Source organism: Serratia sp. KG1D (assembly GCF_037150675.1).
Lineage (GTDB): Bacteria > Pseudomonadota > Gammaproteobacteria > Enterobacterales > Enterobacteriaceae > Serratia > Serratia nematodiphila.
Genome location: NZ_JBAGIH010000001.1, coordinates 705,643 through 730,960, shown reverse-complemented (window position 1 = coordinate 730,960; position 25,318 = coordinate 705,643). Strand labels below are relative to the sequence as shown.

The following is a 25,318-nucleotide window of genomic DNA, read 5'->3' as shown; positions in this document are numbered from 1 at the left end:
TCTCGTATTAAGATGTTAATGACTGCGCCCACTTGTCTGCAGAACGCAACAATAACTGAAAAACATGCTCGAAAGCTTCTTGGCTCTTGCGATAAGGGTCATCAATCTCAACTTGCCCCAACCAATGTCCAAATAGCATAGTTTTCCCTCGAACTTCAGGTGCAATTCTCGCGATGGCCCCGACATGCCTCTTTTCCATAGTTAGAATGAGATCGTAATTGCGACAAAGGGAGCCAGTCAATTGTTGAGCAACATGGTCATCGAGAGATACTCCGTGTTTATTTGCTATATAAACAGCACTTTCATCTGCAGCTTCACCAACTAACGCATGAATCCCCGCAGAAGCAACTTTTACACCAGGCAAACGTTCTCGTAAAAGTGCTTCACCAGTGGGGGAACGGCATATGTTTCCCACACAAACTACCAGAATAGAATTAAATTTCATTAGTCCCAATTCCTGATCAGGCGAGTCGCTTCAATAGCGTCATGTACGCCGGTAATTGTTGGAATCAACTGACCAATTACGCGGTTCCAACGTACGACAGGGGCTGCTGTGACAAATACAATATCATAAGGATGCAGCTCAAACTCAGTACCTAGTACCATGGCAGAGGCATCACTGGCATCCAATTGATAGATATTGGCAATTTTACCTGATTGCTCCGCATCTTTATTTGGACGAATAACAAAGATCCCTGTCGCGTTTGCAGTCGTTTGCTGAACACCACCGGCATTGTTAAGCGCTTCGGTCAATGTCATTCCACTGCGGTCCATTTTCAAAGTCTGCTGCTGGCCAACCTGCCCCATAACGAACACTTTCAGCTCATCGTTACGCGGAACATAAAGTATGTCACCAGGAGAAAGTAATCTGTTCTGTTGCAAATCACCATTTTGCATTAGCGCTCGCAAAGATATAGTCGTTTCTTTTCCTGAGTGAGTTAGGACAGCATTCCGCCAATCTGCATTTTCCGTTAATCCACCAGCGGCATTTATTGCATCAAGAATGGTGAGAGGTATATTAGTAATTGCCTGCTGCCCTGAATTTTTCACCTCGCCGGTAACATAAACTTTTTGCGAGCGAAAAGCAGCAATGCTAACATCGACTTGAGGACTTTCGACAAATTGCTTAAGACGATTAGTTATCTCCTGGCGAATTTGCGAGACAGTTTTTCCCGCAACTTTCACTTTACCTATATACGGATAAAAGATCGTGCCGTCGGAATGAACCCAGTTTCCTGTGTCACTTGCGCTGCGATATGTACCAGCAGGAGTGGTCAATTCGGGGTGATCCCAAACTGTAACCATCAATACATCGCCAACGCCAACCCGGTATTCATGGTTGCTAATTTCTCTATCCAGAAGTGGATTAGGTTGTGCAATAATGGGTTTGCTGCGCAACTTTTGAACTAACTTGGGCGTAAGCGGATAAACATTAACCACTTTGTCTAGATCGTAATTTTCATCTTGCTGTTGCACTATGGCCTTATCACTGGAGTTTAAGTGCTGACCAGGAACGACCGTACAGCTGGCAAGAAGGATACAGCTCAATGCAACACTAAGTTGTTTTATCTGATTATTTAACATAACTATCATCCAGGACAATCAAAATGAGATGAACAGGCCTCATGCCAATCAAATTGATTAGCACTATAAATGACTGCCGAAGACCAGGCAAGGTGTCTACGGCTAAGCTAAAGCATCTTTACATCAACCGTTCGTGACGAAGTTCTGACGTGCCGTGCTCTGCCTGTTCTGTGGCAATACAATATTTCCAGGTCCATTCTTCTTCAAAGTCATGCTCATGAAAACGGCACTATAAAATATAATATTGCACGGAAAGTTAGCAAAAATGTTGTTTATAAAAAACTCTGTACTAAAAGTATAAAAGACCATCACAAGTGCAACATTATCAAACCTACGATTAAAGGTGCTTAGATATATAAAAACACTCATGAGTACAAGTATATAGATTATAACACCTATGAACCCATAGTTACTCATGATATAAATGTAAGTACTATCGAGGGGTTTGCTCGAAACCTTTAATTTTTGATCCGGCCCCATAGTACCGTTAGTGCCAACGCCAACCCCAGTATAAAATCCATTTTTCGACTCCATCTCGTTAATAATATCCTCATGCTGGATAACACGGTTATAGATGGAGTTATAGGCAACTTCTTTATATTCTCCCGTAGAAAGAAGATTGTAAATACTCATTGAGTTAAAGGTAAATGCCAGCAAGCAAAATATTAAAAAACCTGAAATAGGATAAATTAGCTTAGCACCTTTCACTCGTTTAAATACAGAGTAAAAAAATTTCGTCGCAAAATAAAACACCAATGCAATCATTGTTGATTTATATGTAGTCAGAATCATTGCTGAAGTCAAAATCGACAAAAACAGGACTTTAGTCGTAAATTTAAACTGGCGACTTTCTAAAACACATACTATGCCAAAAAAAGTCAATGTACCTGAGTTAATGAAAGATGTCATCGTCCCCATAGCTCGTAACCCCCATAGAGAGTTATCAAGACGAACCCCGGACTTACCACCTTCATTATTCAGATCTTCAATATTCAAATAACTCATGAAAACATCAGAGAAAAAACTTTCAATATATATAAAGAAAGAATTTATCAAAGCCGTGATTATAATCAATCTTATTAGTTTATGATAAAAATTTATTTTCCCTTCATCAGTTCTCAAAAAAAGAAATAATGAAAATACAAACAAGAAAGGAACAACATCATTTTTAATCTGATAAGCAACGAGTAACGGATTGATGTTTATTGATAAAAGAAAATAGATGGCGATAAATGGAAGAAAAAGAATGAAGAAGACAGTTATTTTTGTAAGCGGAACCTCTCTTCTAAAAACCAACATCACCAAACTCACACAAAAAAGCGTGATAATTAACCCTTCCTTCCATATTTTCAACAACATGTTGTCGTACTTGACAGCGATCAGTGACATGACCCCAGAAAAGGTAAACATGAACAAACACGCAAGAGCAAATTTTGTGAGTTTTTTTTCTGCAGTATTCATACGATTCTTGCCAGCTTGGAAAAAAAAAGTGTCGCACATTTACCAAATAGTAACATCCAGTAGCCCCACATGCCTAATTGAAATTTTTCATGTCGGTAATTTTATGAAAAATTTCGCTCAATTTCAATTTTAGCGCTTCACTCTCATCCTTACCAGGCGCGTAGAGCCAATCTGCAGGCAAGTAATCTTTCATACCGTCTCTCGCTACGGCTACCACAGGCAAACCTCGCTCAATTGCTTCAAGCATGACCAAAGGCACACCTTCATAGCGTGAAGGGATAACCAGAACATTAGCCGAGTCAGCAACTGACCAGCAATCATCCACCCAACCAAAGTATTTAAGCGTTATGTTAGGTGGTAAAGTCTCCGCCTTTGCTATAACGGTATCTCTATCGGGCCCATCACCTACAATATTAAGACGAATTTTATAATCGTAAATATTCTTTAGCGCATCTATAAGGATATCATGTCCTTTTTGTTGGATATGCACACGTCCTATAATAAATATATTTATGACATCTTCTTTTCCAAGACATCTAGAGATATATTTTCTCGTGCTCTTCGGTACCGAGTTTTTAATCAAATGAACGTTGGCTTTAGGGTTAAGCAACAATAAGTCATCTTTAAAGCAGGAGGATATAGTTATGTATTCATTGCACATCCTGTATATTACATTGGCTAAAGTGTCTTTTATCTTATACCCTGGTGCATTCATCACTTTATAGCTATGTGCGAAAGGAATATAGGAAGTCAACTTGGTACCCGTTAACTTTGAAGCTATTATAAATCCGGAGCCTTGTTGAATATCTCCCTGAACCAAAACTATGTGATCGTTTTCTGCCTTTACCTTTTTCAGAACCTTCATGCACTCTCCCAAGAATTTGAAATTCAAGAAAGCATGCACTATTTCCATACGGCGATGCGCCACAAAGAAAACTTGATATTGGTAGCCTTTTTTCTTTACCTTATCAATCAGCGCAGTATTGTCAAAAGGAATATATAAAATTATTTCAGATGAACATTCCGGGTTATCAGTGAGGATTTGTTCAATAATAGCAAGCGTCATTATTTCATGACCGCCAATAATCATCGATGTAAATATAACGCCTGTTTTCTCCCCTTTTTTGTGAAAAGAAACCAGTTCGTCTTTTTCTATCATTTTGACCTCAAAGTTATAAACTTGACAGTAAGCTACTGATGAAGAACCATTGGCAATCATAGCAACAAAAATAATCGGGAATCGATAGCATCCCTGCTTGATCCACCTATTATAAGTATTGATGGTTATTATATTGGTTCACTTTTCAAAAACACTCAGGATATTTTATAAAAGCTTTTAAAAAAACATCAATAACAACCTGCTAGTTACATTAATCTTTTTGGATACAGCCCTTATAAAAACATAAATTTAACTCAACCTTCAGAAAAAATATGGCACTTAGCAATCAACTCTTTCGCATATGGAACATGAACATCTTTGTTTTTTATTTTAGTCTCGATACCGATTTTTTCACCATTAAAATCAAAATTGATAGTGGACTCCGCATTACTATTAACATCAATTCTATTAAAGAAATCGAACAAACCATCAAATCGACAGTTATCTACCTTGTTTTTAAAGCCGCCGTTAACAAAGATCACTGGTGTCCCCATAGCGAGACACGGGAGAGCAGTATGAATGCGAGATGTCACTACTAATTTAGCGTTGGATAATCGTCTTAAAAATTCATCTGCCAGTTTGAAACCTTCCTGAGCAGAAATATAGGGCAGAATTTGTGTTTCAAATTTGGCGTTTGCTAATAGCTCTTCATCAAAGTATTTATTCAAAATCTTTTTACGGTGCGAGAACTCAAATGCACGACCATTTAGAATACGTTTGCCAAAACGAAGAGGCTGACGGATTAATTCTGGCAAAGACATAGAATCATACATGACATCAATGAAATATACATCATCAGTAACATTATCACGCTTGTAAGTCTGGCCTAATGTTAGTGTCATACACCCTGAATAATACGCATCAATGCCTTTTGCACGCAGCATGTCTCGGGTATAAAAGTCCCTACAGCCGATAGGCTCAAACTTTTTAAAATGTTCAATAGAGGCTGGAGTAAAAATTTTTTCTGCTATAGTCGAGTTAATATGAATAGAGACATAAAGTGGATTAATTTCTTCGGACGGTGGAAAGTTTTCAGGCAGGTCCATGTACCAAGCATTCATTATCATTTTTACAGGATCACCACTGTAAGCATTCATGTGATCTCGCGGAATAAATTCATTTACCTCAGGAAAAAATTGTTTTGCCGCCGTACTCTGCACGTAATCGCCCAGATTTATCCAATCCCGTTTGATATAAATATCACTTTCGTAAGTTAAAACACCATACTTAGCACTCATAGTTCCACCTTATAAAAACAATGTATTTAAAATTTTTTCTTAACCATAACATAAATATTCTTTCTCTCACTTGCGCGTAACACAAACAGAAAGAAAAGGACAGTAACAATAATTGCATTGATCGCCGTCAGAATGAATACGCCTATTATTCCATCTGGAATATGGCCATTCAAATAATCGCTTGCGAACATTGAGATTGCAGCAACTATTATCAATTTTGGAAAGATATTGAACAGAAAACCCCTGGCATTAATGCCAACTGTTTTTTTAACGTAAAGAACCCGAAATACCAGTAGCAAAAATGCGCATGCAATCCTTGACGACACTGCCAGATATAAAGAGAACCCCGCATAATACATGATGAAAGTCATAAACAGGGAAATAAGCATAATACCCGATACTATTAATTGATAATTTCTCAATTTTCCAACAGCATAAATTGTCGTAACATAAGGCCCGGACAATGAGTCAACAAGAATATAAATAGCGACAATCTTTATCAAATCAATGAGGTAATCAGGAACGTTATTGAGCCAAATTCCTGCAATCGTCTTCGCATCAAGATAAACAGGTATGGCTGAAATCATTACAACAAATGCTGTAAGCTTGCAAGATAGTGATAATAATGAGGCAACTTCTTGTTGATTATCCTTAGAATACTGTTTGATAATCTGAGGATTGAAAGCAGTCTGCAACGTGCCGATAATGCGATTAAACGCAATTAATATCTGTTCTGCGAGCCAAATCGATCCATTCGCGACCACCCCAACAAAGTAGTAAGTTAATAAAGCAATTCCCTGTGATAGTCCAACAACACTTAATGAACCGATCATTGACCAACTAGAAAAAAAGAACATCTCCTTAAGCAAATTATTATTCTCTTTTACTCTCAGTTTTATTTTACATATACTTAGTCTACTTGTACAGAATGAGTAATAAACTGAGAATACTAAAGAATAGCCTATCAAAAGAAATATTGCATACCAGATTATTTTATTCTCAAAACCAAAAAGCGTAAACAAGAACACCATGAACCATCGCTGAAATGCATCAAAAATACCTATTTTTGCGAAAAGATCCATTTTTTCACATGCAATCATCGATGCAATAAATGGTGTTTGCATTATCTGGAAAAGTAGAGAAAAAATCGATATCTGATAAACCCAAAACACATCGTATAGTCGCGACTCTGGGACTTTCAGCTTATTCAGCAAGAACCACATACCTAAGGTCTCTGCAAAGAGCAGAATCAAAGCACAGATAATTAAATGAACAAGAATACTCGTATTGAATACTCTATTTACCCAATTAAAATCCCCTTTTCCCAAACCCACGGATAAAAAGCGCTGTGTCGCAAGCGCGGACACGTTTTGAATAAAAGAAAAAAGAACGATTATACTGCCAACAAGACTATATAATCCAAAGTCGTAAACACCTAAGGCTTCCAAGACCATTCTGGATGTATAGAATGTTGCAAACATGATTAGCAACATGCGACCATACAACATGAAGGTATTTTTTGCCATTAACTTTTTATCGACCACTTATCGTTCTCTCATAAAGTAATGAAAAGATATGAACCATGGAGTTAACTCTGCTTTACTATTTTAGAGAAAAAGTAAGTGAACAAACATGCTTTATGTTACTCCGCCACCAAATGCTCACAGGCCAGTTCGCTTTTTGCTAACTGGCCTACATATTTAGAAAGAAAGAGTATCGTTTTTCAACAGGTTCAAAATTTAATTTGTTCAGCCCATTCACGGAAAGCTTTGCCTTGGGTTGGGTGACGCAACCCATAAGTGACAAAAGCGCGAAGGTAACCCAGTTTTTCACCGCAGTTGAACGATTCCCCCACCAGCTCTGTCGCCTCGACCGGTTTGCGTTTCAACAATTCTGCAATCGCATCGGTCAGTTGAATACGCCCCCAGGCTCCCGGTTCCGTGGTCTCCAGCAGCGGCCAAATATCGGCGGACAAGACATAGCGCCCTACCGCAGAGTAGTTGGATTCCAACTTGGTTTCCGGCGCCGGCTTTTCAATAATCGATGTGATACGAGCACTTTCACCCGGTTTCAGGTTGCTGGCCTCACACTCAACCACGGAATAATCATGCAGCACGTGTTCGTCTGCCTTTTGCACCAAAACCTGGCTCAGACCGGTCTGCTCAAAGCGCGCAATCATGTGTGACAGGTTGTCTTTCTTCAAATCGGCCTTTGCGTCATCCAGCAAGATGTCCGGCAACAGAACGACAAATGGAGAATCACCGACCAACGGTTTAGCGCAGAGAACGGCATGTCCCAGTCCTTTTGGCTGCCCCTGGCGAATGTGCATCAGCGTTACGCCTTTTGGCGTTATCGACTGTACCTCATCCAGCAGTTGCCGTTTCACACGCGCCTCCAGCATCGCCTCCAGCTCGAATGAGGTATCGAAATGGTTTTCAATGGCGTTCTTGGAAGAATGCGTCACCAGGATGATCTCTTTAATCCCCGCCGCGACGCATTCGTTGACAATGTATTGAATCAACGGTTTATCAACGATTGGCAACATCTCTTTCGGAATCGCTTTGGTCGCCGGCAGCATACGCATGCCCAATCCGGCAACGGGAATAACCGCTTTCAACTTCGTCATGGTAGACCTCATTCAATCTCGTGATCGCTTTCAGCCGCAGTGGCGACAGCCTGTTACTTTCCCAACGTCTGCTTCAACCAGCGGGTGAAGTTTTCGCCTTCGGAACCGTGACGCACCCCATACTGCACAAACGCCTTCATATAGCCAAGCTTGTCACCACAATCATGGGACTTACCGCTCATATGGAACGCTTCCACCGTTTGTTCATCCATCAGCATCGCAATCGCATCGGTCAGTTGAATCTCATCACCCGCGCCGGGAGGGGTTTTCTCAAGTAGCGGCCAAATATCGGCGGCAAGCACATACCGGCCGACGACGGCCAGATTGGAAGGGGCATCCTCGCGGGCCGGCTTCTCAACCACCGCCGTCATCGGTGCGCTTTCTCCCGCGGCGATCGTCGCGCCTGCGCAATCTACCACACCGTATTTGGACACATCTTGTTCCGGCACAGGTTCAACCATGATTTGGCTGTAACCCGTATCGCCAAAACGTTGGATCATTTTAGCCAGATTTTCTTTGCGCAGATCCGCCGTAGAATCATCCAGCAAAACATCCGGAAGCAGCACCACGAAAGGAGAATCACCTACCATAGGTTTGGCGCACAGCACCGCATGCCCCAACCCTTTCGCCTGTCCCTGACGCACCTGCATCACGGTGACATCCGGCGGACAAATGCTTTGCACTTCGGCCAGGAGCTGGCGCTTCACACGCGCTTCAAGCATCGCCTCCAGCTCAAACGAAGTGTCAAAATGGTTTTCAATCGCATTCTTTGATGAATGCGTGACCAATACGATATCTTTAATCCCCGCCGCCACGCATTCAGCAACAATGTACTGGATTAAGGGCTTATCGACCACGGGCAACATTTCTTTAGGGATAGCCTTGGTCGCCGGCAACATACGGGTTCCCAAGCCCGCAACGGGGATCACTGCCTTAAGTCTTGTTTGCATTTTCATTCCAATTCATCGTAGCGCTGCATTCATCTGTGCAGCGTGAACAAGGGGATTCAATCGGGCACGCTACCGCCCTTGGCTTGCAGCTACCAAAGTACTGTTAATGGCGTATCCCCCCACGTCATTGCATGAGCCAGGCAATTTTTATGCAAAGCGGCACTCATTCTTAGTTTGAACTGTCATGCTGTTCACAAAAAAATAAAAAAAACGGTGCCTTTATAACCAAACAATGTTAGTTACTGCCGTTATATGACTAAGATTCTTATACTAATGTCTAAGTGATACAAGCCTTAGATCCCCCCAGTCAGACGTTTTCAGAATAAGACTACTCGTGCCGCATACCGATAAGAATCATAGTCAAAGAAAATTGTTTTAATGTTTTGATTTAAATAAATTTAATAAGGCGTTTCTTTTCTGAGCGCATGGCATCCCGGTAGATATTTGCTCCCCAGGCCCGTGATTCCTTTGGCCGCTCGGCGCCGATCGATGTTTATGGTAATCCTCCTGTTCTGAACCACATCCACTCGATTAAAGTTGAATTTTGCCGCCTCAACGCCCATTATTCCCGTGCGGCATAAGCCGTAGAACTTACAGGTGAAATTGGGCGTATGGAATGGATCGCTGATCCAACAATTTGGGCCGGCCTGGCCACTTTGGTCGTGCTGGAAATCGTGCTGGGTATAGACAACCTTGTCTTCATCGCCATTCTGGCGGACAAATTACCAAAACAACAAAGAGATAAGGCCCGTGTCGTCGGTTTATTGCTGGCGCTGGTCATGCGTCTGGCGCTGCTCGCCTCCATCTCGTGGTTGGCGACGCTGACCAAACCGATGTTCATCGTCGCGGAGCATCCCTTCAGCGGCCGCGATCTGATCATGCTGGTCGGCGGGATATTTCTGCTGTTCAAAGCCACCATGGAGCTCAATGAGCGGCTGGAAGGCAAGGACGAAGAGCAGCACGGCGCGCGCAAAGGCGCACGTTTCTGGCCGGTCGTGGCGCAGATCGTGGTGCTGGACGCCGTTTTCTCGCTCGACTCGGTGATCACCGCGGTGGGGATGGTCGATCACCTGGCGGTGATGATGATCGCGGTCTGTATCGCCATCGGTCTGATGCTGCTGGCCAGCAAACCGCTGACGCGCTTCGTCAACGCGCACCCGACTATCGTTATCCTGTGCCTGAGTTTCCTGCTGATGATTGGCTTTAGCCTGGTGGCGGAGGGCTTCGGCTATCACATTCCTAAAGGCTACCTCTACGCGGCGATCGGCTTCTCGGTCATGATCGAGGCGCTGAACCAGCTGGCGCAGTTCAACCGCCGTCGCTTCCTGTCGAAGGTGCGGCCACTACGTGAACGCACCGCCGAAGCGGTGCTGCGCATGCTGAGCGGCAAACATGAAGAAGCGGAGGTCGACAGCCATTCCGCCAACCTGCTGGCGGACAGCGACAGCGAAAACGGCGAGATCTTCAATCAGCAAGAGCGGCGCATGATCGAACGCGTACTCGGCATGGCGCAGCGCACAGTCAGTAGCATCATGACCTCGCGTCACGACGTCGAATACCTTGAGCTGAACGATCCGCAGGAAAAGCTGACGCAGTTGCTGGAACGTAATCAGCACACGCGCATCGTGGTGGTGGAAAGCAGCGCCAGCGACGAACCGCTGGGCGTGATCCACACCATCGACGTTCTCAAACAGCAACTGGCGCAGGCGCCGCTGGATCTGCGTGCGCTGATACGCCAACCGTTGATCTTCCCGGAGCAGCTCACGCTGTTAAGCGCCCTGGAGCAATTCCGCCAGGCGCAGACGCACTTCGCCTTCGTGGTCGATGAGTTCGGCTCCGTCGAAGGCGTCGTCACCCTGACGGACGTGATGGAAACCATCGCCGGCAACCTGCCGGAGGCCGGTGAAGAGGTGGACGCACGCCACGACATTCAGCAAAACGAGGACGGCAGCTGGATCGCCAACGGCTATATGCCGCTGGAAGATCTGGTGTTGTACCTGCCGATGCCGCTGGAAGAAAAGCGCGAATACCATACGCTGGCGGGGCTGTTGATGGAACACAGCCAGCGCGTGCCGCAAGAAGGAGAACAAATCAAGATCGGTGACTACCTGTTCGAACCATTGGAGGTCAACAGCCACCGCATCTTGAAAGTGAAGATCACCCCGCCTCCTCCACCGGAGGAGTACGAGGTTTAACATCGAGGCCGGGCATCGCCCGGCCTTCCTTTACTGGGGAACCAGCAGCTCCGTCGCCACAATCACCACCACCAACCCGACAATTACCGGCACTGAAGTACGCTTCACCACATCAAACGGCGAGATTTTCGCCATGCCGGAGACCGCCACCACCACGCCGGAAACCGGCGACAGCGTACGGCCGAGATTCGAGGCCTGCAGCATCGGGATCACCAGATAGGCAGGATTCACGCCCATCTGTGCCGCCAGTTTCGGGATCAGTTCGACAAACGCATAGAACGGCGCATTGCCGGAGCCGGTTGTCATGGCCGCCAGCATGGTGATCACCACCAACACCAGCATCATAATCAAACCGCCGGTACCGAACGACTGCGCCAACCCGATCAACCCGCTGATAAAGCCGACGGTGCTCAACCCTTGCGCGAAGACACCCGCGGCCACCAACAGCATCACCACGCTGGCGAAAGCGTCCGCCATACCGCGATACGCCACTTCCAGGCCGCTGAATACCTGTTTGGCGCTGAAGCTGCGCACAAACTCGATCGCTGCCGCCAACAGTATGCACCCTACCAGCACGGTAATAATGTGCAGTTCCGGCCCCCATTTACCGTCGAAGATCAGCACGCCGAGGATCGGCGTAAACGGCAATATCGCGTAGAACCCCGGCGCATGGGTTTTGATCTCGCTGACGTCCATAATGTGGTGCTGTTCATCACTCTTCTTATCGAGATAACGCTGCCAGAAAAAGTGCGCTACGGCCATGCAGACGATGGCGGCAATCGAGATAGGCAGCGTGGTTTTGAACGCGAAGTCCACCAGCGGCATTTCCGCCGCCTTGGCTGCCAGTACCACGTCGCCGGAAGTCGGCGCCAGGATAATCGCCGCCGGCGAAGCGCAAATGGCCGCAGCGGCGCCGCGGCTAATGCCAACGTTCACCATCAATGGGAACAGCGTCGCCATCAGCAATACGCCAAGTCCAGTAGCGGAAGAGACCGCCAATGACATCAGGCAAGCGACAAAATAGGCCGCCACCATCAGCAGATAAGGCGAATTGATCATCTGCAATGGGCGCGAGGCCAGCTTGACGACCACGTCGTTGGCGCCGATATGCGTCATATAGGCGGCGAAACCGCACAGCATCATGATCATCATGCCCAGATCGCCGCCGCGGCTCATCAGCAAAATCTTGACGTACTCGATCATATCGGTCGCGCGCCAGCCGGTAGATGCGGCGCCGGACGGCAACAGCGTTTTCCCCATCAGGGCGCTGATGCCAAGCAGCAGCAGCCCTCCCACCATCAAGACGCCCGTGGCGGAATACCCTTTGATGATGTAACGGCCCACGCCCGCCGCCACCGCCGCGCCAATAAGAAGCTCTATCATGTTTCCTCAACTCGTCATTTTTTCGCGCTTAGGCGCATAGTCATAGCAGAATGCGCCCTTACTCTGCACAAATTGAGCGCGGGTCTTCATGACCTTCATCAAGGTAACGGAGGGAAATTATCGCGGGAAACGTCGATACTGACGCGGGCCGCAAGACGGCCCGCGTCAGGAGGGATTACAGCTTGTCGAGCAGCTTTTTCAGATCCTGACCCTCGCGTGAATCCTTGTTCTTTTCAGCCCATTTGTTCAGCGCATCTTTGGCCCGATCGTGCAGCGTTTTACGCAGCACCTGATCGACCTGCAGTTGGTAATTCAGCTGTTGCCAAGGCCCATAGACCCGCAGCGGGATCGGCGTTTTTTGCAGTTGCTCGATCAGTTCGCCGCGCCCTTGCCAACCGCCAGTGACGCGCACATTAAGCGCCATATCGCACTGTTTTCCCGGCATATCGATACTGCCGGCGCCGGTCAGCGCCAGCAACGGCGAATCCGCCGTCAGGCTGCTGAGCTTGACAGTGCCTTGGCTCAGGCTGGCCCGCGCCGAGACGCTTTTGACTTCGGTATAGCGCTGATAGCTATCTTGCCCGCGCACGCTGTTATCGTTGCGCGCCACCGCCTGTTGGATCAATTGCTGAATGTTCAGGCCGTGCAGCTGCGCATCCTGCATCGCCAGCTGCGCCGTACCGCTCCAACGGTGCTCAAATGACTCTGAAGAAAGACGATCGCCGGTCAAATCCCCTTTCATGCTGAATTTTCCGGTCAGCATCTGCGGCATCTCGAAGGCTTTGAGCACCGCGCCGAGCTCAACCTGGTTCAGGGTCGGCTGCACGTTTATCACCGGTTTATTGCCGCGTGCGTCGAGCGATCCCGGCAAGGAGAAATCACCGCCGGCCAATTGCCCGGCAAGTTTATGCAGCGTCAGCAGGCCGCGTTGATTATCTGCCGCGACGGCTAACTGGGTAACGTTCATACCGCGGTAGGTCAACTGCGCCGCCTGCAGATTCAACTGTGCATTGAAATCGCGCAGCGCTTCCAGGTTCTGCTGCCGATCGTCGACCTGGCTGGCGATCACCGGCGCGGCGGTCACGGCGGGCTGTTCGGCGGTATTGGTGCTGGATTGCCAACCGGAAAGCGCGTCGAGATCGAGATTAGCCGAATTCAGGTTCACCACATAGCCGGGTATCGCTCCCAGGCTGGCGCTGATATCGCCGGTCAACTGGCTGTTATTGGCGCTGACGTTCAGCTGGGTGACGGCAATTTGCGCCGGCGTCTGTTGATAGACCACCTGAGCATTCCCCTCGCCTTGAATACCACCGTTCGGAATATCCGCTCCCGCCAATTGGTAATTGAACTGGGTCACCTTGGCGCCGATCTGGTGCGGGAACTGCTGCAGATCGATATCGGCCGCCATGCTGAAGGCCAGGTCGCGCTGATCGCGGTTGACCCGGCTGGAAATGTCCAGCTGCGCCTGCCGTTTCTCCGTTTGCTGCAGGGTAAGATTGATGTCCCGGACATTGATTTGCGCGTTGTCGGCGCGCTGCCAAATCAGCAAGCTGTCCACGACGCGCAAGTTATCGATGTCGAACTTCCAGGCCGTGTCTGCCGCATCAACGCCGCTGCCGGCCGGCGCAATCGGGGCGTCCACTTGCGAGTGCTCTTCACTGTCGGGCGTGAGGCGAATGACGGCATTTTTCAACATCACCTGTTTCACAAACAGCTGATGCGACAGCAGCGGCAACAGTTTGACGTCAAGGCGCATGTTTTCCGCGCTCACCACCGGCACCTTGGCGCCCGGCGCGGTCAGCGTCATGCGCCCGGCCAAAATACTGAGCTGCGGCCAGATATGCCAACGCAGGTCGCCTTCAAGCGTTAGCTGGTAGCCGCTCTTCTGCTCGACCTTTTTGACCATGTAACCGCGAAAATCATTCGGATTGACCAGCAGTACCAGCGCGGACATTCCCGCCACCACGACCACCAGTAAAATCGCCAATGTCGTCAGTAATCTTCTCATGCCACCCTCTTGTCAGCGCCACACCGACGGTGCATCTCGCGCCGTTAGTCCTTGTCGATTCGACTGGCTACTGCGCCCTGCTGATCGCGATATTTTGCGTCCTGCCGGCTGTTATATGGCCGGGCCGCCGGGCCGGACAACGGCTCAAAGCTCAAGGCGCCAATCAGCATCCCCGGCCGCAGCGCCAGCGGCAGCTTGCCGGAGTTGTAAAACTCCAGCACGATGCGCCCGTGCCAGCCCGGATCGATCCGGTGCGCGGTGACGTGCACCATCAGCCCCAGACGCGCCAGAGAAGAACGGCCGTCGAGCCAACCCACGAGATCGTTCGGCAGCGTCACGGATTCGAACGTCACCGCCAGGGCCAGTTCGCCGGGATGAAGGAAGAACGCCTCGCCTTCCGGCAGGACAATCTCGTCGCTCATCACGCGATCCAGCGCGGCGCTGACTTCATCTTTCGGCCCGCTGAGATCGATAAACGGCGCGGTATGGCCGCGGAACACGCGGAACTGATTGCCCAAACGGACATCTACTGTGGCCCCGTTGATGCGTTCGAGCGGCGGGCGCGGCGAAATCACCAGTTTCTCGCTATCCAGCCAGGCTTCTATATCGCGGTCGCACAGTCTCATGTCTTTCTTCTCCATCAAAACGCGTAACTAAACAAAAATTGCCACACAACGGGCGAAAGGTCTACGCCAGGGTGCAAATAGTTGGCCGTCGGCCGGAAATGCGCATTTCCGGCCATTAAGCGGCATTATTCAAAGAATTGGCTGATTTTGGCTTTCAGAATATCGATCGCGATGCGGTTTTTGCCGCCGCGCGGAACGATGATATCGGCGTATTGTTTGGAAGGTTCGATAAACTGCAGGAACATCGGGCGCACGGTCTTCTGGTATTGCGCCATCACCGAATCCATCGAGCGGCCGCGCTCGTTGACGTCGCGCTTCATGCGGCGCATCAGGCAGATATCCAGCGGCGTGTCGACGAAGATCGAGAAGTTCATCTCCTGGCGCAAACGGATATCCGTCAGCAGCAAGATCCCTTCCAGAATGATCACTTTTTTAGGTTCCAGGTGGACGGTTTCTTTCTTGCGCGTGTGTTCGGTGTAGCTGTACAGCGGCAGCTCGATCGCCTTACCGGCCTTCAGCATCTGCAGATGCTGGAACAGCAGGTTGTGATCCATGGCGCTCGGGTGGTCATAGTTGGTTTTGACCCGTTCTTCCATGGTCAGGTGAGTCTGGTCTTTATAGTAACTGTCTTCTGGAATAACGCCGATGTGCTCATCGCCGACTTGCTCGCGGAGTTCGCGGTACAACGTGCTGGCGATAAGGCTTTTTCCGGAGGCAGATGCGCCAGCTATACCAATAATGACGCACTGATGCGGATTGTCAGTCATAAAATTAAAGACCTGATTTCATAGTGTGAAGGGGGGAACTAAAACGCGACAATTATAGGGAGTCGCCGGGGATTGCGCCACTGTATATTGCGCGGCGGCGGGCGAATTCGGGCTGCCACGCCACGGGCACGCGGCATTTTAAGAATCTCGCGGCTAGGGCAACGCACCGTAACGGGTTACACTCCCCGGCGCTGACTTTTGCTCCCCGCCCCCCTTTCATCGGAGATTGATGTGCTGGATTGGTATTTTCTGACTTTTTTCGGCGACAGCATGTTGCTGCTGCCCTGCGCGCTGATTCTGTTTTTATTGCTGCTCATGTCTCCCGCCACCCGCGCGGCGGGTTGGCAGTGGGCGCTGATCTTCGGGTTCACCGGCGGGGTGGTCTGCCTGTCCAAACTGGCCTTTATGGGCTGGGGCATCGGCAGCGAGCGCTATGATTTCACCGGATTCAGCGGTCATTCCGCCCTCGCGGCCAGCATCTGGCCGCCACTGCTGTGGACGTTGACCGGCCGATTTTCCCACCCGATACGTAGCATCGCTTTGCTGACCGGGTGGATATTGCCTTTCGCCATCGGCGTTTCGCGGCTGGAAATTCGCGTGCATTCGGTATCCGAGGTGATCAGCGGGCTGATTTTAGGCTACCTGGCCAGCGCCCTGTTCCTGCGGTTGCAGCGGAGCAAAACGCGCCCGCATCTCTCCTGGTCACACTTCGCCATCGCGCTGGCCTTGCCGTTGGCGCTGATGGGGCAGCGACAGCCGGCCCCCACCCAGGGATTGTTGGAGCATATCGCCAAAACGCTGGCGCAGATCGAACGCCCTTATACCCGTGCCGACCTGCACAAGCCTACCCCTATCCGATAAAAAAACCCGGCGCTTAAGCCGGGTTCTTTCACTGCCGCAAACAGATTACAGCGCGCGGAAGGCAATCTCCGTCGGGATCGCTTCACCCTGCCAATACATCTGCGCCGCCACACGGCCGGCCAGTTGACGATACATGTCGGCGAATTCGCTGTCCGGACGGCTGATCACCGTCGGCGTACCGCGATCCAGGTCTTCGCGCAGCGAGATATGCAGCGGCATCTGCCCCAGCAGACGGCTGTTATATTTCTGCACCAACTTCTCGGCGCCGCCGGTGCCAAAGATCGGCTCATGGTGGCCGCAGTTACTGCAGATGTGCACGCTCATATTTTCCACGATGCCCAGCACCGGCACATGCACTTTCTCGAACATCACGATGCCCTTGGCGGCATCCAGCAGGGCGATATCCTGAGGCGTGGTGACCACCAGCGCGCCGGTCACCGGAATGTTCTGCGACAGCGTCAGCTGGATGTCGCCGGTGCCCGGCGGCATGTCCAGCACCAGATAATCCAGATCCGGCCACAGCGTATCCTGCAGCAGCTGCATCAGCGCCTTGCTGGCCATCGGGCCGCGCCACACCATGGCGTTGTCGTCGGTCACCAGATAACCGATGGAGTTGGTCGCCAGGCCGTGCGCCATGATCGGCGCCATGTGCTGCCCGTCCGGCGAAGTCGGCCGCTCATGTTCGGTGCCCAGCATATTGGGGATCGACGGGCCATAAATGTCGGCATCCAGAATGCCGACCTTGGCGCCTTCGGCGGCCAGCGCCAACGCCAGGTTGACGGCAGTGCTGGATTTCCCCACCCCGCCTTTGCCGGAGCTGACGGCGATGATGTTGCGCACGCCTTTGATCCCGGCCTGGCCGTTGGCGCGTTTCAGCGTCGTGATATCGTGTTTCAGCTTCCAGTCGATGGCGGCGGCGCCGGTCACGCGCAACAGCTCAGGGCCGACGCTCGCCTGCAGCGCTTCAAAACCGCTCTGCCAGGCAAACGGCATCGTCAGTTCGATATGCAGTACGTCGTCCAATAATGCGCAGTGATGAATAGCCTTCAGCGCAGTCAGGTTGTTTTTCAACGTCGGGTGTTCAAAGGCGGCCAGTACACCGGTCACCAGGGCGCGCAGAACTTCGGGGTTGGTCTGCTCAGGGGATTTTGCGTTCATCCCGGCTCCTTGATTTTGAATGAGTCGCTTCCGGCTAAGCATATCAGAACTGCCCGGTAGCTGGCGCGTATAACCTGTAAGAAACCGCCCTAGCAGCGAAGGGCGCGATCGGTTAACATCGAAGGCCCTTTTATTCATTACAGAAAGCAAGTTCTCACTATGGCTCAAGTCGCGAAAAAATTATTGGTGACGTGCGCGCTACCGTACGCAAATGGTTCCATCCATCTCGGCCACATGCTCGAGCACATCCAGGCGGATATCTGGGTGCGTTACCAACGAATGCGCGGCCACGAAGTGCATTTCATCTGCGCGGACGACGCGCACGGCACGCCGATCATGCTGAAAGCGCAGCAACTGGGTGTGAAACCGGAAGAAATGATCGCGGAGATGAGCCAGGAGCACCAACAGGATTTCGCCGGCTTTGGCATCAGCTATGACAACTATCATTCGACCCATAGCGATGAAAACCGTGAGCTGTCCACCCTGATTTACAGCCGCCTGAAAGAAAACGGGTTTATCAAGAACCGCACCATTTCTCAGCTGTACGATCCGGAGAAAGGCATGTTCCTGCCGGACCGTTTCGTGAAAGGCACCTGCCCGAAATGCAAATCGCCGGATCAGTACGGCGACAACTGCGAAGTGTGCGGCGCCACCTACAGCCCGACGGAACTGATCGATCCGAAGTCCGTCGTTTCCGGCGCGACGCCGGTGATGCGCGACTCGGAGCACTTCTTCTTCGATCTGCCGGCCTTCAGCGAAATGCTGCAGGCGTGGACGCGCTCCGGCGCGCTGCAGGAGCAGGTGGCGAACAAGATGCAGGAGTGGTTCGAATCCGGTCTGCAGCAGTGGGACATCTCCCGCGATGCGCCTTACTTCGGCTTCGAAATCCCGGATGCGCCGGGCAAATACTTCTACGTCTGGCTGGACGCGCCGATCGGCTACATGGGTTCCTTCAAGAACCTGTGCGACAAGCGCGGCGATCTGGACTTCGACGAGTTCTGGCGCAAAGACTCCACCACCGAGCTGTATCACTTTATCGGCAAGGACATCGTCTACTTCCACAGCCTGTTCTGGCCGGCGATGCTGGAAGGCAGCAACTTCCGCAAACCGACCAACCTGTTCGTGCACGGCTACGTGACGGTGAACGGCGCCAAGATGTCAAAATCGCGCGGCACCTTCATCAAGGCCGGCACCTACCTGCAGCATCTGGACGCCGACTGCCTGCGTTATTACTACGCCGCCAAGCTCTCTTCACGCATTGATGACATCGATCTCAATCTGGAAGACTTCGTGCAGCGCGTGAACGCCGACATCGTCAACAAGGTGGTGAACCTGGCGTCACGCAACGCCGGCTTTATCAACAAGCGCTTCGGCGGCAAGCTGGCCGACAGCCTGGCCGATCCGGCGCTGTACCAGACCTTCGTCGACGCGGCGCAGAGCATCGCCGAAGCCTACGCCGGCCGCGAGTTCAGCCGCGCGATCCGCGAAATCATGGCGCTGGCCGATCTGGCCAACCGTTATGTGGATGAGCAGGCACCGTGGGTAGTGGCGAAGGAAGAAGGCCGCGACGCCGATCTGCAGGCCATCTGCTCGATGGGCATCAACCTGTTCCGCGTGCTGATGACTTACCTGAAGCCGGTGCTGCCTTCGCTGACCGAGCGCGCCGAAGCGTTCCTCAACGCCGAGCTGAGCTGGGATGCGCTCCCGCAGCCACTGCTGGGCCATCAGGTGAACGCGTTCAAAGCGCTGTTCAACCGCATCGATCTGGACAAGGTCAACGAGATGGTCAACGCCTCGAAGGAAGACATGGCCGCCGCCAAGCCGGTGACCGGCCCGCTGGCTGACGATCCGATCCAGGAAACCATCACCTTCGACGACTTCGCCAAGGTCGACATGCGTATCGCCCTGATCAAGAGCGCCGACTTTGTCGAGGGCTCCGACAAGCTGCTGAAGCTGCAGCTGGATCTGGGCGGCGAATCGCGCCAAATCTTCTCCGGCATTCGCTCCGCTTACCCGGACCCGAAAGCGCTGGAAGGCCGTCTGACCATCATGGTCGCCAACCTGGCGCCGCGCAAAATGCGCTTCGGCGTGTCAGAAGGCATGGTGATGGCGGCAGGCCCAGGCGGGAAAGAGATCTTCCTGCTGAGCCCGGACAGCGGCGCGCAGCCTGGCATGCAGGTCAAGTAATCGCGCAGATGCGTGGCATAGGGAGGGTCGAGCTTGCTCGGCCCTTTTTTATTGCCCCAACCCCCACGTTATAAGCATGAAGAAAAAGTCATAACCGCCCTGATTCCCCTGCCCGCCGCATCCGGCTATGATGCTCCGAAACCCAAAATAGACGTCCAGACAGAAAGACTGCTATAACAGACCTTCACCGGGATCGTTTCCCTGCTTTTTTGGAGCCTATAATAATGAAAAACCTCAAGACTTCGCTGCTCGCCCTCAGTCTGCTGGCCGCCCTGCCGCTGCAGGCGGCGGAAAACGCCGCCGTGCCGGCCGCCATCGCTCAACATCAGGGGCCGGTGCGCATCGCGGTGATCCGCAACCTCGGATCAGACGACAACACCACGCAATTTTTGGCGGGTGCCATTCAGGAAGGGCGCAAGCTGGGCTTCAAGGTGGACACCTTCCTCAGCAACGGCGACGACGCGCGTTTTCAGGACTTCGTCAACCAGGCTATCAGCCAGAAATATGACGGCATCATTCTCTCGCAGGGGCGAGCCCCCTATTCCACCGACCTGGTCAAGCGCATCGCGGCGGCCGGTATCGCCGTCGCGGCTTTCGATACCGACGTCAGCGGCCGCGTTCCCGGCGTCACCGTCTCGCAGCAGGACGACGCTTCGCTGGCTAACGCCTCGTTCGGCCAGTTGGTGAAGGATTTCAACGGGCAGGCCAACATCATCAAACTCTGGGTGGCGGGCTTCCCGCCGATGGAGCGCCGCCAGGCCGCTTACCAGCAGTTGCTGAAACAGCATCCGGGCATTCATGAGCTGGAATCGATTGGCGCGGTTTCATCCGACGTGCAGGGAGATACCGCCAATAAAGTGGGTGCGGTGCTGGCGAAATACCCGAAAGGCAAGATTGACGCCATCTGGGGCACCTGGGACGCTTTCACCCAGGGCGCTTACAAGGCGTTGAAAGAGAACGGCCGCACCGAAATCAAACTGTACAGCATCGATATCTCCAACCAGGATTTGCAGCTGATGCGCGAGGCCGGCAGCCCATGGCAGGTCAGCGTGGCGGTGGATCCGAAGCTGATCGGCGCGGTCAACCTGCGCCTGGTGGCCAACAAGATCGCCGGAGAAAGCACGCCGGACAGCTATCAGTTCAAAGCGACGGTCATTCCGCAAGCGCTGCTGCTGGCGCAGCCGGGGCCGGTCAACGTCGCCGGGCTGGCGAAGATCATCCCCGGCTGGGGCAGCAGCAGAGATTTCGTCCAGCCGTGGTTCGCCACGCTGCAGGCCGAACACGGTAAATAATGCTGTTTTTGACGAGGCTGCCGACGCAGCCTCTGTTTTTAAACTAATTATCGGCTTTCCCCTTCCGTCCTCGCCAAAATGCGCTATGTTATCTGCATCGCCCAATAACTGTATGCATAGACAGGCCTCGAATGAAGGGATTCCCCCCGCTGATCAACGTACTGCTGGCCAGTTCGCTGGTGTTGACCATCGGCCGCGGCGTGACGCTGCCGTTCATCACCATCTACCTCACCGAACATTTCCATCTGCTGCCGAAGAGCGTGGGCGTGATCCTGGGCGTCAGCCTGACCCTCGGCATCATCGCCAGCCTGTACGGCGGCTATCTGGTGGACAAATTCAGCAAAAACCGCCTGATCCTGCTGTCGATTTTATTGTTCGCGCTGAGTTTCTTCGCCATTCCCTGGATCCCGCGCCCCGGCGGCGTGATCGTGGTGCTGGCGATCCTGCATACCTGTTATTCGGTGTTAAGCATCACCATAAAGGCCTGCTTCGCCGACTGGCTGCCGGTCGAGCAGCGCATCAAGGCTTTCTCAATCAACTACACGCTGGTCAACGTCGGCTGGGCGATCGGCTCTGCGCTCGGCGTTCTGGTGGCCGGGCTTAGCCCGCTGCTGCCGTTTTACCTGTCGGGCGGGTTGGCGCTGGCGACGGTGACGGCGCTAAGCCTGCGCTTGCGCGGCCGGGAACAGCGCCCGGCGCCAACCGCCGCCGCACCGGCGGCACTCCCCAACTTCCGTCAGACGCTGACCATCTTGCGCAGCGATCGGCGGCTTATCTACTTCACCCTCGGCAGCACCCTGGGCGCCGTGGTGTTCGGTCAGTTCACCGGCTATCTGTCGCAGTATCTGATCACCGTCTCCAGCGCCGAGTTCGCCTACAAAATCATTGGGTTGGTGATGATCGTCAACGCCGGCATCGTCATCGCCCTGCAATACCTGATCAGCCGCGGCATGCGCCAGGAAAACATGCTGCGCTGGCTGGTGCTGGGCACGCTGTTTTTCATCGTCGGGCTGCTCGGTTTCATGGCGGCTGGCCAGGCGGTCTGGCTGTGGCTGGCGGCGATGGCGGTGTTTACCCTCGGTGAAATCATCGTTATCCCGGTGGAATACATGTTCATCGACTTCATTGCGCCGCCGCACCTGAAAGGCAGTTACTATGGAGTACAAAACCTCAGCGCGCTGGGCGGCGCCATCAACCCGGTGCTGTGCGGGGTGCTGCTCAGCTATGCCGCGCCGCCGTTGATGTTCGTGATGCTGATCGTCGCCGCCCTGCTCAGCCTGCTGTTTTTCTTCCTCGGCCACCGGCTGGCAGAACACACGGCGGCAGCCGCCGAAGACGTACGCTGATCCCGCAGGCAGCGGCCTATACGGGCTGTCAACCCGCCGCTCGGGCATAGCACCCATAGCGAGAATTCATGGTGCGATCTGTGGCATGGCTCACAGTTTAATTGTATGATGAATACATCAGTTAAACGGGAAAAGACAATGGCCAACGTGCTCACACTGTGCTGGAAATACCTGAGGGCCCTGCTCCTTATCTACCTGTGTCTGTTCGTCGGCAACGCGGTGGCGGCGCTGCTGCCGTTCGCCATTCCCGGCAGCATCATTGGCATGCTGCTGCTGTTCGCCCTGCTCTCTACCCAGATTATGCCGGCCAAATGGGTTAAACCCGGCTGCCATTTGCTGATCCGCTATATGGTGCTGCTGTTCGTGCCGATCGGCGTCGGGGTGATGAAATACTACGACCAGATCGTCGCGCATCTGGGCCCGCTGGTTATCTCTTGCCTCATCAGCACGCTGATGGTGTTGGTGGTGGTCGGCTATACCTCACACTATTTTCATCGCGAACGCCGCATCGCCGGCAAGCCCGACGACACGGAGGACAATTCATGATCCATGAAATCTGGTGGTCGTTGCCGCTGACGCTGGCGGTCTATTTCGCCGCGCGCTGGCTGGCGCGCAAGCTGAATATGCCGCTGCTCAACCCGCTGCTGGTGTCCATGGCGGTGATCATCCCGCTGCTGCTGCTCACCGGTATTCCCTATGAACGCTACTTTCAGGGCAGCAAAATCCTCAACGATCTGCTGCAGCCGGCGGTCGTCGCGCTGGCCTTCCCGCTCTATGAGCAGTTGCACCAGATCCGCGCGCGCTGGAAGTCGATTATCGCGGTGTGCTTCATCGGCAGCCTGACCGCCATGATCAGCGGCGGCGCCATCGCCCTGTGGCTGGGCGCCACGCCGGAAATCGCCGCCTCTATCCTGCCGAAATCGGTCACTACGCCGATCGCCATGGCCGTCGCGGACTCGCTCGGCGGCATTCCGGCGATCAGCGCAGTCTGCGTCATTTTCGTCGGTATCCTCGGCGCCGTGTTCGGCCATACGCTGTTCAACCTGTTGAAAATCACCACCCACTCGGCGCGCGGCCTGGCGATGGGCACGGCATCCCACGCGCTGGGCACCGCACGCTGCGCCGAGATGGACTACCAGGAAGGCGCTTTCGGCTCGCTGGCGTTGGTGATCTGCGGCATCATCACCTCGCTGCTGGCACCGTTCCTGTTCCCGGTGCTGCTGCGCCTGTTCGGCTGAACAGGGTGAAACTTGCGATACATCTCGCATTTATGTATTTCATTGCATTAATCTCATCAATTAAGAGACATTAATCACACTTTAATGTCTCTGGCCTGCCTAGAATGTGATCCCGTTAACCCGTAGAGAGACTTTCTATGCATCCGCGTTTTCACACCGCTTTCAGCGCACTGCCCGCGACACTGCAATCCGCCCTGCGGCCCTATCTGGACGCGCCAGACTTTCCGGCGATGTTCACGGCCGAGCAAGCGGCGGCGATCCGCACAGGCTGCGGGCTGGACGATGATGCGCTGGCATTCGCGCTGCTGCCGCTGGCGGCGGCCTGCTCGTTAACCCCGATATCGCACTTTCACGTCGGCGCCATCGCGCGCGGGCAAAGCGGCAACCTCTATTTCGGCGCCAATATGGAGTTCAGCGGCGCGCCGCTGCAGCAAACCGTGCATGCAGAGCAGTGCGCGGTTACCCATGCCTGGCTGCGCGGCGAGCCGTCGCTGGCCTCGGTCACCGTCAACTACACGCCGTGCGGCCATTGCCGCCAGTTTATGAATGAACTGAACAGCGGCAGCGAGCTGCAGATCCGTCTGCCGGGCCGCGCGCCGACCACGCTGGCGGACTATCTGCCGGACGCCTTCGGCCCGAAAGATCTGGATATCGCTTCGCTGCTGATGGACAAGGTCGATCACGGCCACCGGCTGGCGCTGGACGATGCGCTGGCGCAGGCAGCGCTGGCGGCGGCCAATCAGAGCCATGCTCCGTACAGCAACGCCCACAGCGGCGTAGCGCTGGAAACGCAGGACGGCAGCCTCTACGCCGGCCGCTATGCAGAAAACGCCGCCTTCAACCCTAGCCTGCCGCCGCTGCAGGCTGCGCTGATCCTGCTGAACCTCTCCGGCGGCGATTGCCTGAACATCCGCCGCGCCGTGTTGGCCGAGCCGCAGAAGGCGATCCTCAGCCAGTGGGACGCCACCCGCGCCACCCTGGCGGCGCTGGGCTGCCAGAACGTCAGCCGCGCCGCTTTCTAAGCGCGCCACGGCGGGGCCATCCGGTTCCGCCGTTAACAGCCCCGCCCGCCAAATACAATGCCCAGACGCCGCCAGAGACACTTTCTTTAGTTAAAAAATCATTTGATTGTCGATAATTACGCCAACCTGGTTCATCATCTGGCAACAAATGCTGTACATCTTCTCTTTATCTCTTAGGATCGTCGGCAATAAAGTTATCTGATACGTGAAGAGTAAA

Annotated in this window: 21 protein-coding genes; 8 read left to right on the top strand and 13 right to left on the bottom strand. The window is 52.6% G+C overall.

What is annotated here, in order from left to right; all coding sequences use genetic code 11:
• Window positions 1–7: 7 nt before the first annotated feature.
• The 8 genes from WFM45_RS03610 to galU (WFM45_RS03575) form a co-directional block, all read right to left on the bottom strand.
• Window positions 8–445: an arsenate reductase/protein-tyrosine-phosphatase family protein gene (locus tag WFM45_RS03610; RefSeq protein ID WP_336954628.1), complete on the bottom strand. Its 438-nt coding sequence runs from the start codon at window positions 443–445 to the stop codon at window positions 8–10.
• Entirely contained in the window at window positions 445–1,584 is a 1,140-nt protein-coding gene (locus tag WFM45_RS03605) for a polysaccharide export protein (RefSeq protein ID WP_311266225.1), read from the bottom strand. Before WFM45_RS03605 ends, WFM45_RS03610 begins: the two co-directional genes overlap by 1 nt.
• Window positions 1,585–1,707: 123 nt before the next feature.
• Complete coding sequence (locus WFM45_RS03600; RefSeq protein WP_336954625.1) at window positions 1,708–3,045, bottom strand: hypothetical protein; 1,338 nt, start codon at window positions 3,043–3,045, stop codon at window positions 1,708–1,710.
• Between the two features lie 73 nt (window positions 3,046–3,118).
• Window positions 3,119–4,204, bottom strand: a complete 1,086-nt coding sequence (locus WFM45_RS03595) for a glycosyltransferase (RefSeq protein WP_311266223.1) — start codon at window positions 4,202–4,204, stop codon at window positions 3,119–3,121.
• A gap of 254 nt (window positions 4,205–4,458) precedes the next feature.
• Window positions 4,459–5,442 (bottom strand): polysaccharide pyruvyl transferase family protein, encoded by a 984-nt coding sequence (locus WFM45_RS03590; RefSeq protein WP_336954622.1) that lies wholly within the window; start codon window positions 5,440–5,442, stop codon window positions 4,459–4,461.
• Window positions 5,443–5,468: 26 nt separating this feature from the next.
• A complete protein-coding gene (locus WFM45_RS03585) occupies window positions 5,469–6,986 on the bottom strand; it encodes a hypothetical protein (RefSeq protein WP_311266221.1) in 1,518 nt (505 codons plus the stop codon).
• Window positions 6,987–7,174: 188 nt separating this feature from the next.
• A complete protein-coding gene (gene galU, locus WFM45_RS03580) occupies window positions 7,175–8,068 on the bottom strand; it encodes a UTP--glucose-1-phosphate uridylyltransferase GalU (RefSeq protein ID WP_336954620.1) in 894 nt (297 codons plus the stop codon).
• A gap of 53 nt (window positions 8,069–8,121) precedes the next feature.
• Window positions 8,122–9,018 (bottom strand): UTP--glucose-1-phosphate uridylyltransferase GalU, encoded by an 897-nt coding sequence (gene galU, locus WFM45_RS03575; RefSeq protein WP_154870908.1) that lies wholly within the window; start codon window positions 9,016–9,018, stop codon window positions 8,122–8,124.
• A 611-nt stretch (window positions 9,019–9,629) separates the two neighbouring features.
• Here galU (WFM45_RS03575) and WFM45_RS03570 point away from each other — a divergent pair.
• The gene (locus WFM45_RS03570) at window positions 9,630–11,213 is read left to right on the top strand and encodes a TerC family protein (protein ID WP_033633706.1); all 1,584 of its coding nucleotides are present in this window, start codon (window positions 9,630–9,632) and stop codon (window positions 11,211–11,213) included.
• A gap of 30 nt (window positions 11,214–11,243) precedes the next feature.
• Here the strand turns inward: WFM45_RS03570 and dcuC are convergent, their stop codons facing one another.
• From dcuC to udk, 4 genes are all read right to left on the bottom strand, one after another.
• Window positions 11,244–12,596: an anaerobic C4-dicarboxylate transporter DcuC gene (gene dcuC / locus WFM45_RS03565; protein ID WP_015377222.1), complete on the bottom strand. Its 1,353-nt coding sequence runs from the start codon at window positions 12,594–12,596 to the stop codon at window positions 11,244–11,246.
• A 175-nt stretch (window positions 12,597–12,771) separates the two neighbouring features.
• The gene (gene asmA / locus WFM45_RS03560; RefSeq protein ID WP_336954614.1) at window positions 12,772–14,604 is read right to left on the bottom strand and encodes an outer membrane assembly protein AsmA; all 1,833 of its coding nucleotides are present in this window, start codon (window positions 14,602–14,604) and stop codon (window positions 12,772–12,774) included.
• 44 nt (window positions 14,605–14,648) lie between these two features.
• A complete protein-coding gene (gene dcd / locus WFM45_RS03555) occupies window positions 14,649–15,230 on the bottom strand; it encodes a dCTP deaminase (RefSeq protein WP_004938917.1) in 582 nt (193 codons plus the stop codon).
• Window positions 15,231–15,355: 125 nt separating this feature from the next.
• Window positions 15,356–15,997: a uridine kinase gene (gene udk, locus WFM45_RS03550; protein ID WP_004938922.1), complete on the bottom strand. Its 642-nt coding sequence runs from the start codon at window positions 15,995–15,997 to the stop codon at window positions 15,356–15,358.
• Between the two features lie 231 nt (window positions 15,998–16,228).
• Here udk and WFM45_RS03545 point away from each other — a divergent pair, with 231 nt between their 5' ends.
• Window positions 16,229–16,858 carry a phosphatase PAP2 family protein gene (locus WFM45_RS03545; RefSeq protein ID WP_033633708.1) on the top strand — a complete coding sequence of 210 codons (630 nt, stop codon included), beginning with the start codon at window positions 16,229–16,231 and terminating at the stop codon, window positions 16,856–16,858.
• Between the two features lie 45 nt (window positions 16,859–16,903).
• Here WFM45_RS03545 and apbC read toward each other — a convergent pair whose 3' ends face one another.
• On the bottom strand, window positions 16,904–18,016 hold the full coding sequence (gene apbC / locus WFM45_RS03540; protein WP_033633709.1) for an iron-sulfur cluster carrier protein ApbC: 1,113 nt from the start codon (window positions 18,014–18,016) through the stop codon (window positions 16,904–16,906).
• A 159-nt stretch (window positions 18,017–18,175) separates the two neighbouring features.
• Between apbC and metG the strand changes: the two genes are divergently transcribed.
• The 6 genes from metG (at window position 18,176) to cdd (ending at window position 25,101) form a co-directional block, all read left to right on the top strand.
• A complete protein-coding gene (metG, locus tag WFM45_RS03535; protein WP_048322608.1) occupies window positions 18,176–20,203 on the top strand; it encodes a methionine--tRNA ligase in 2,028 nt (675 codons plus the stop codon).
• Between the two features lie 224 nt (window positions 20,204–20,427).
• Complete coding sequence (locus tag WFM45_RS03530; protein ID WP_336954610.1) at window positions 20,428–21,495, top strand: sugar ABC transporter substrate-binding protein; 1,068 nt, start codon at window positions 20,428–20,430, stop codon at window positions 21,493–21,495.
• 131 nt (window positions 21,496–21,626) lie between these two features.
• Window positions 21,627–22,841: an MFS transporter gene (locus tag WFM45_RS03525; protein ID WP_336954608.1), complete on the top strand. Its 1,215-nt coding sequence runs from the start codon at window positions 21,627–21,629 to the stop codon at window positions 22,839–22,841.
• Window positions 22,842–22,979: 138 nt separating this feature from the next.
• Complete coding sequence (locus WFM45_RS03520; protein WP_033633713.1) at window positions 22,980–23,387, top strand: CidA/LrgA family protein; 408 nt, start codon at window positions 22,980–22,982, stop codon at window positions 23,385–23,387.
• A complete protein-coding gene (locus tag WFM45_RS03515; RefSeq protein ID WP_004938941.1) occupies window positions 23,384–24,079 on the top strand; it encodes a CidB/LrgB family autolysis modulator in 696 nt (231 codons plus the stop codon). The genes WFM45_RS03520 and WFM45_RS03515 overlap by 4 nt, the downstream gene beginning before the upstream one ends.
• Before the next feature lie 137 nt (window positions 24,080–24,216).
• Window positions 24,217–25,101: a cytidine deaminase gene (gene cdd / locus WFM45_RS03510; RefSeq protein WP_336954605.1), complete on the top strand. Its 885-nt coding sequence runs from the start codon at window positions 24,217–24,219 to the stop codon at window positions 25,099–25,101.
• Window positions 25,102–25,318: the final 217 nt, after the last annotated feature.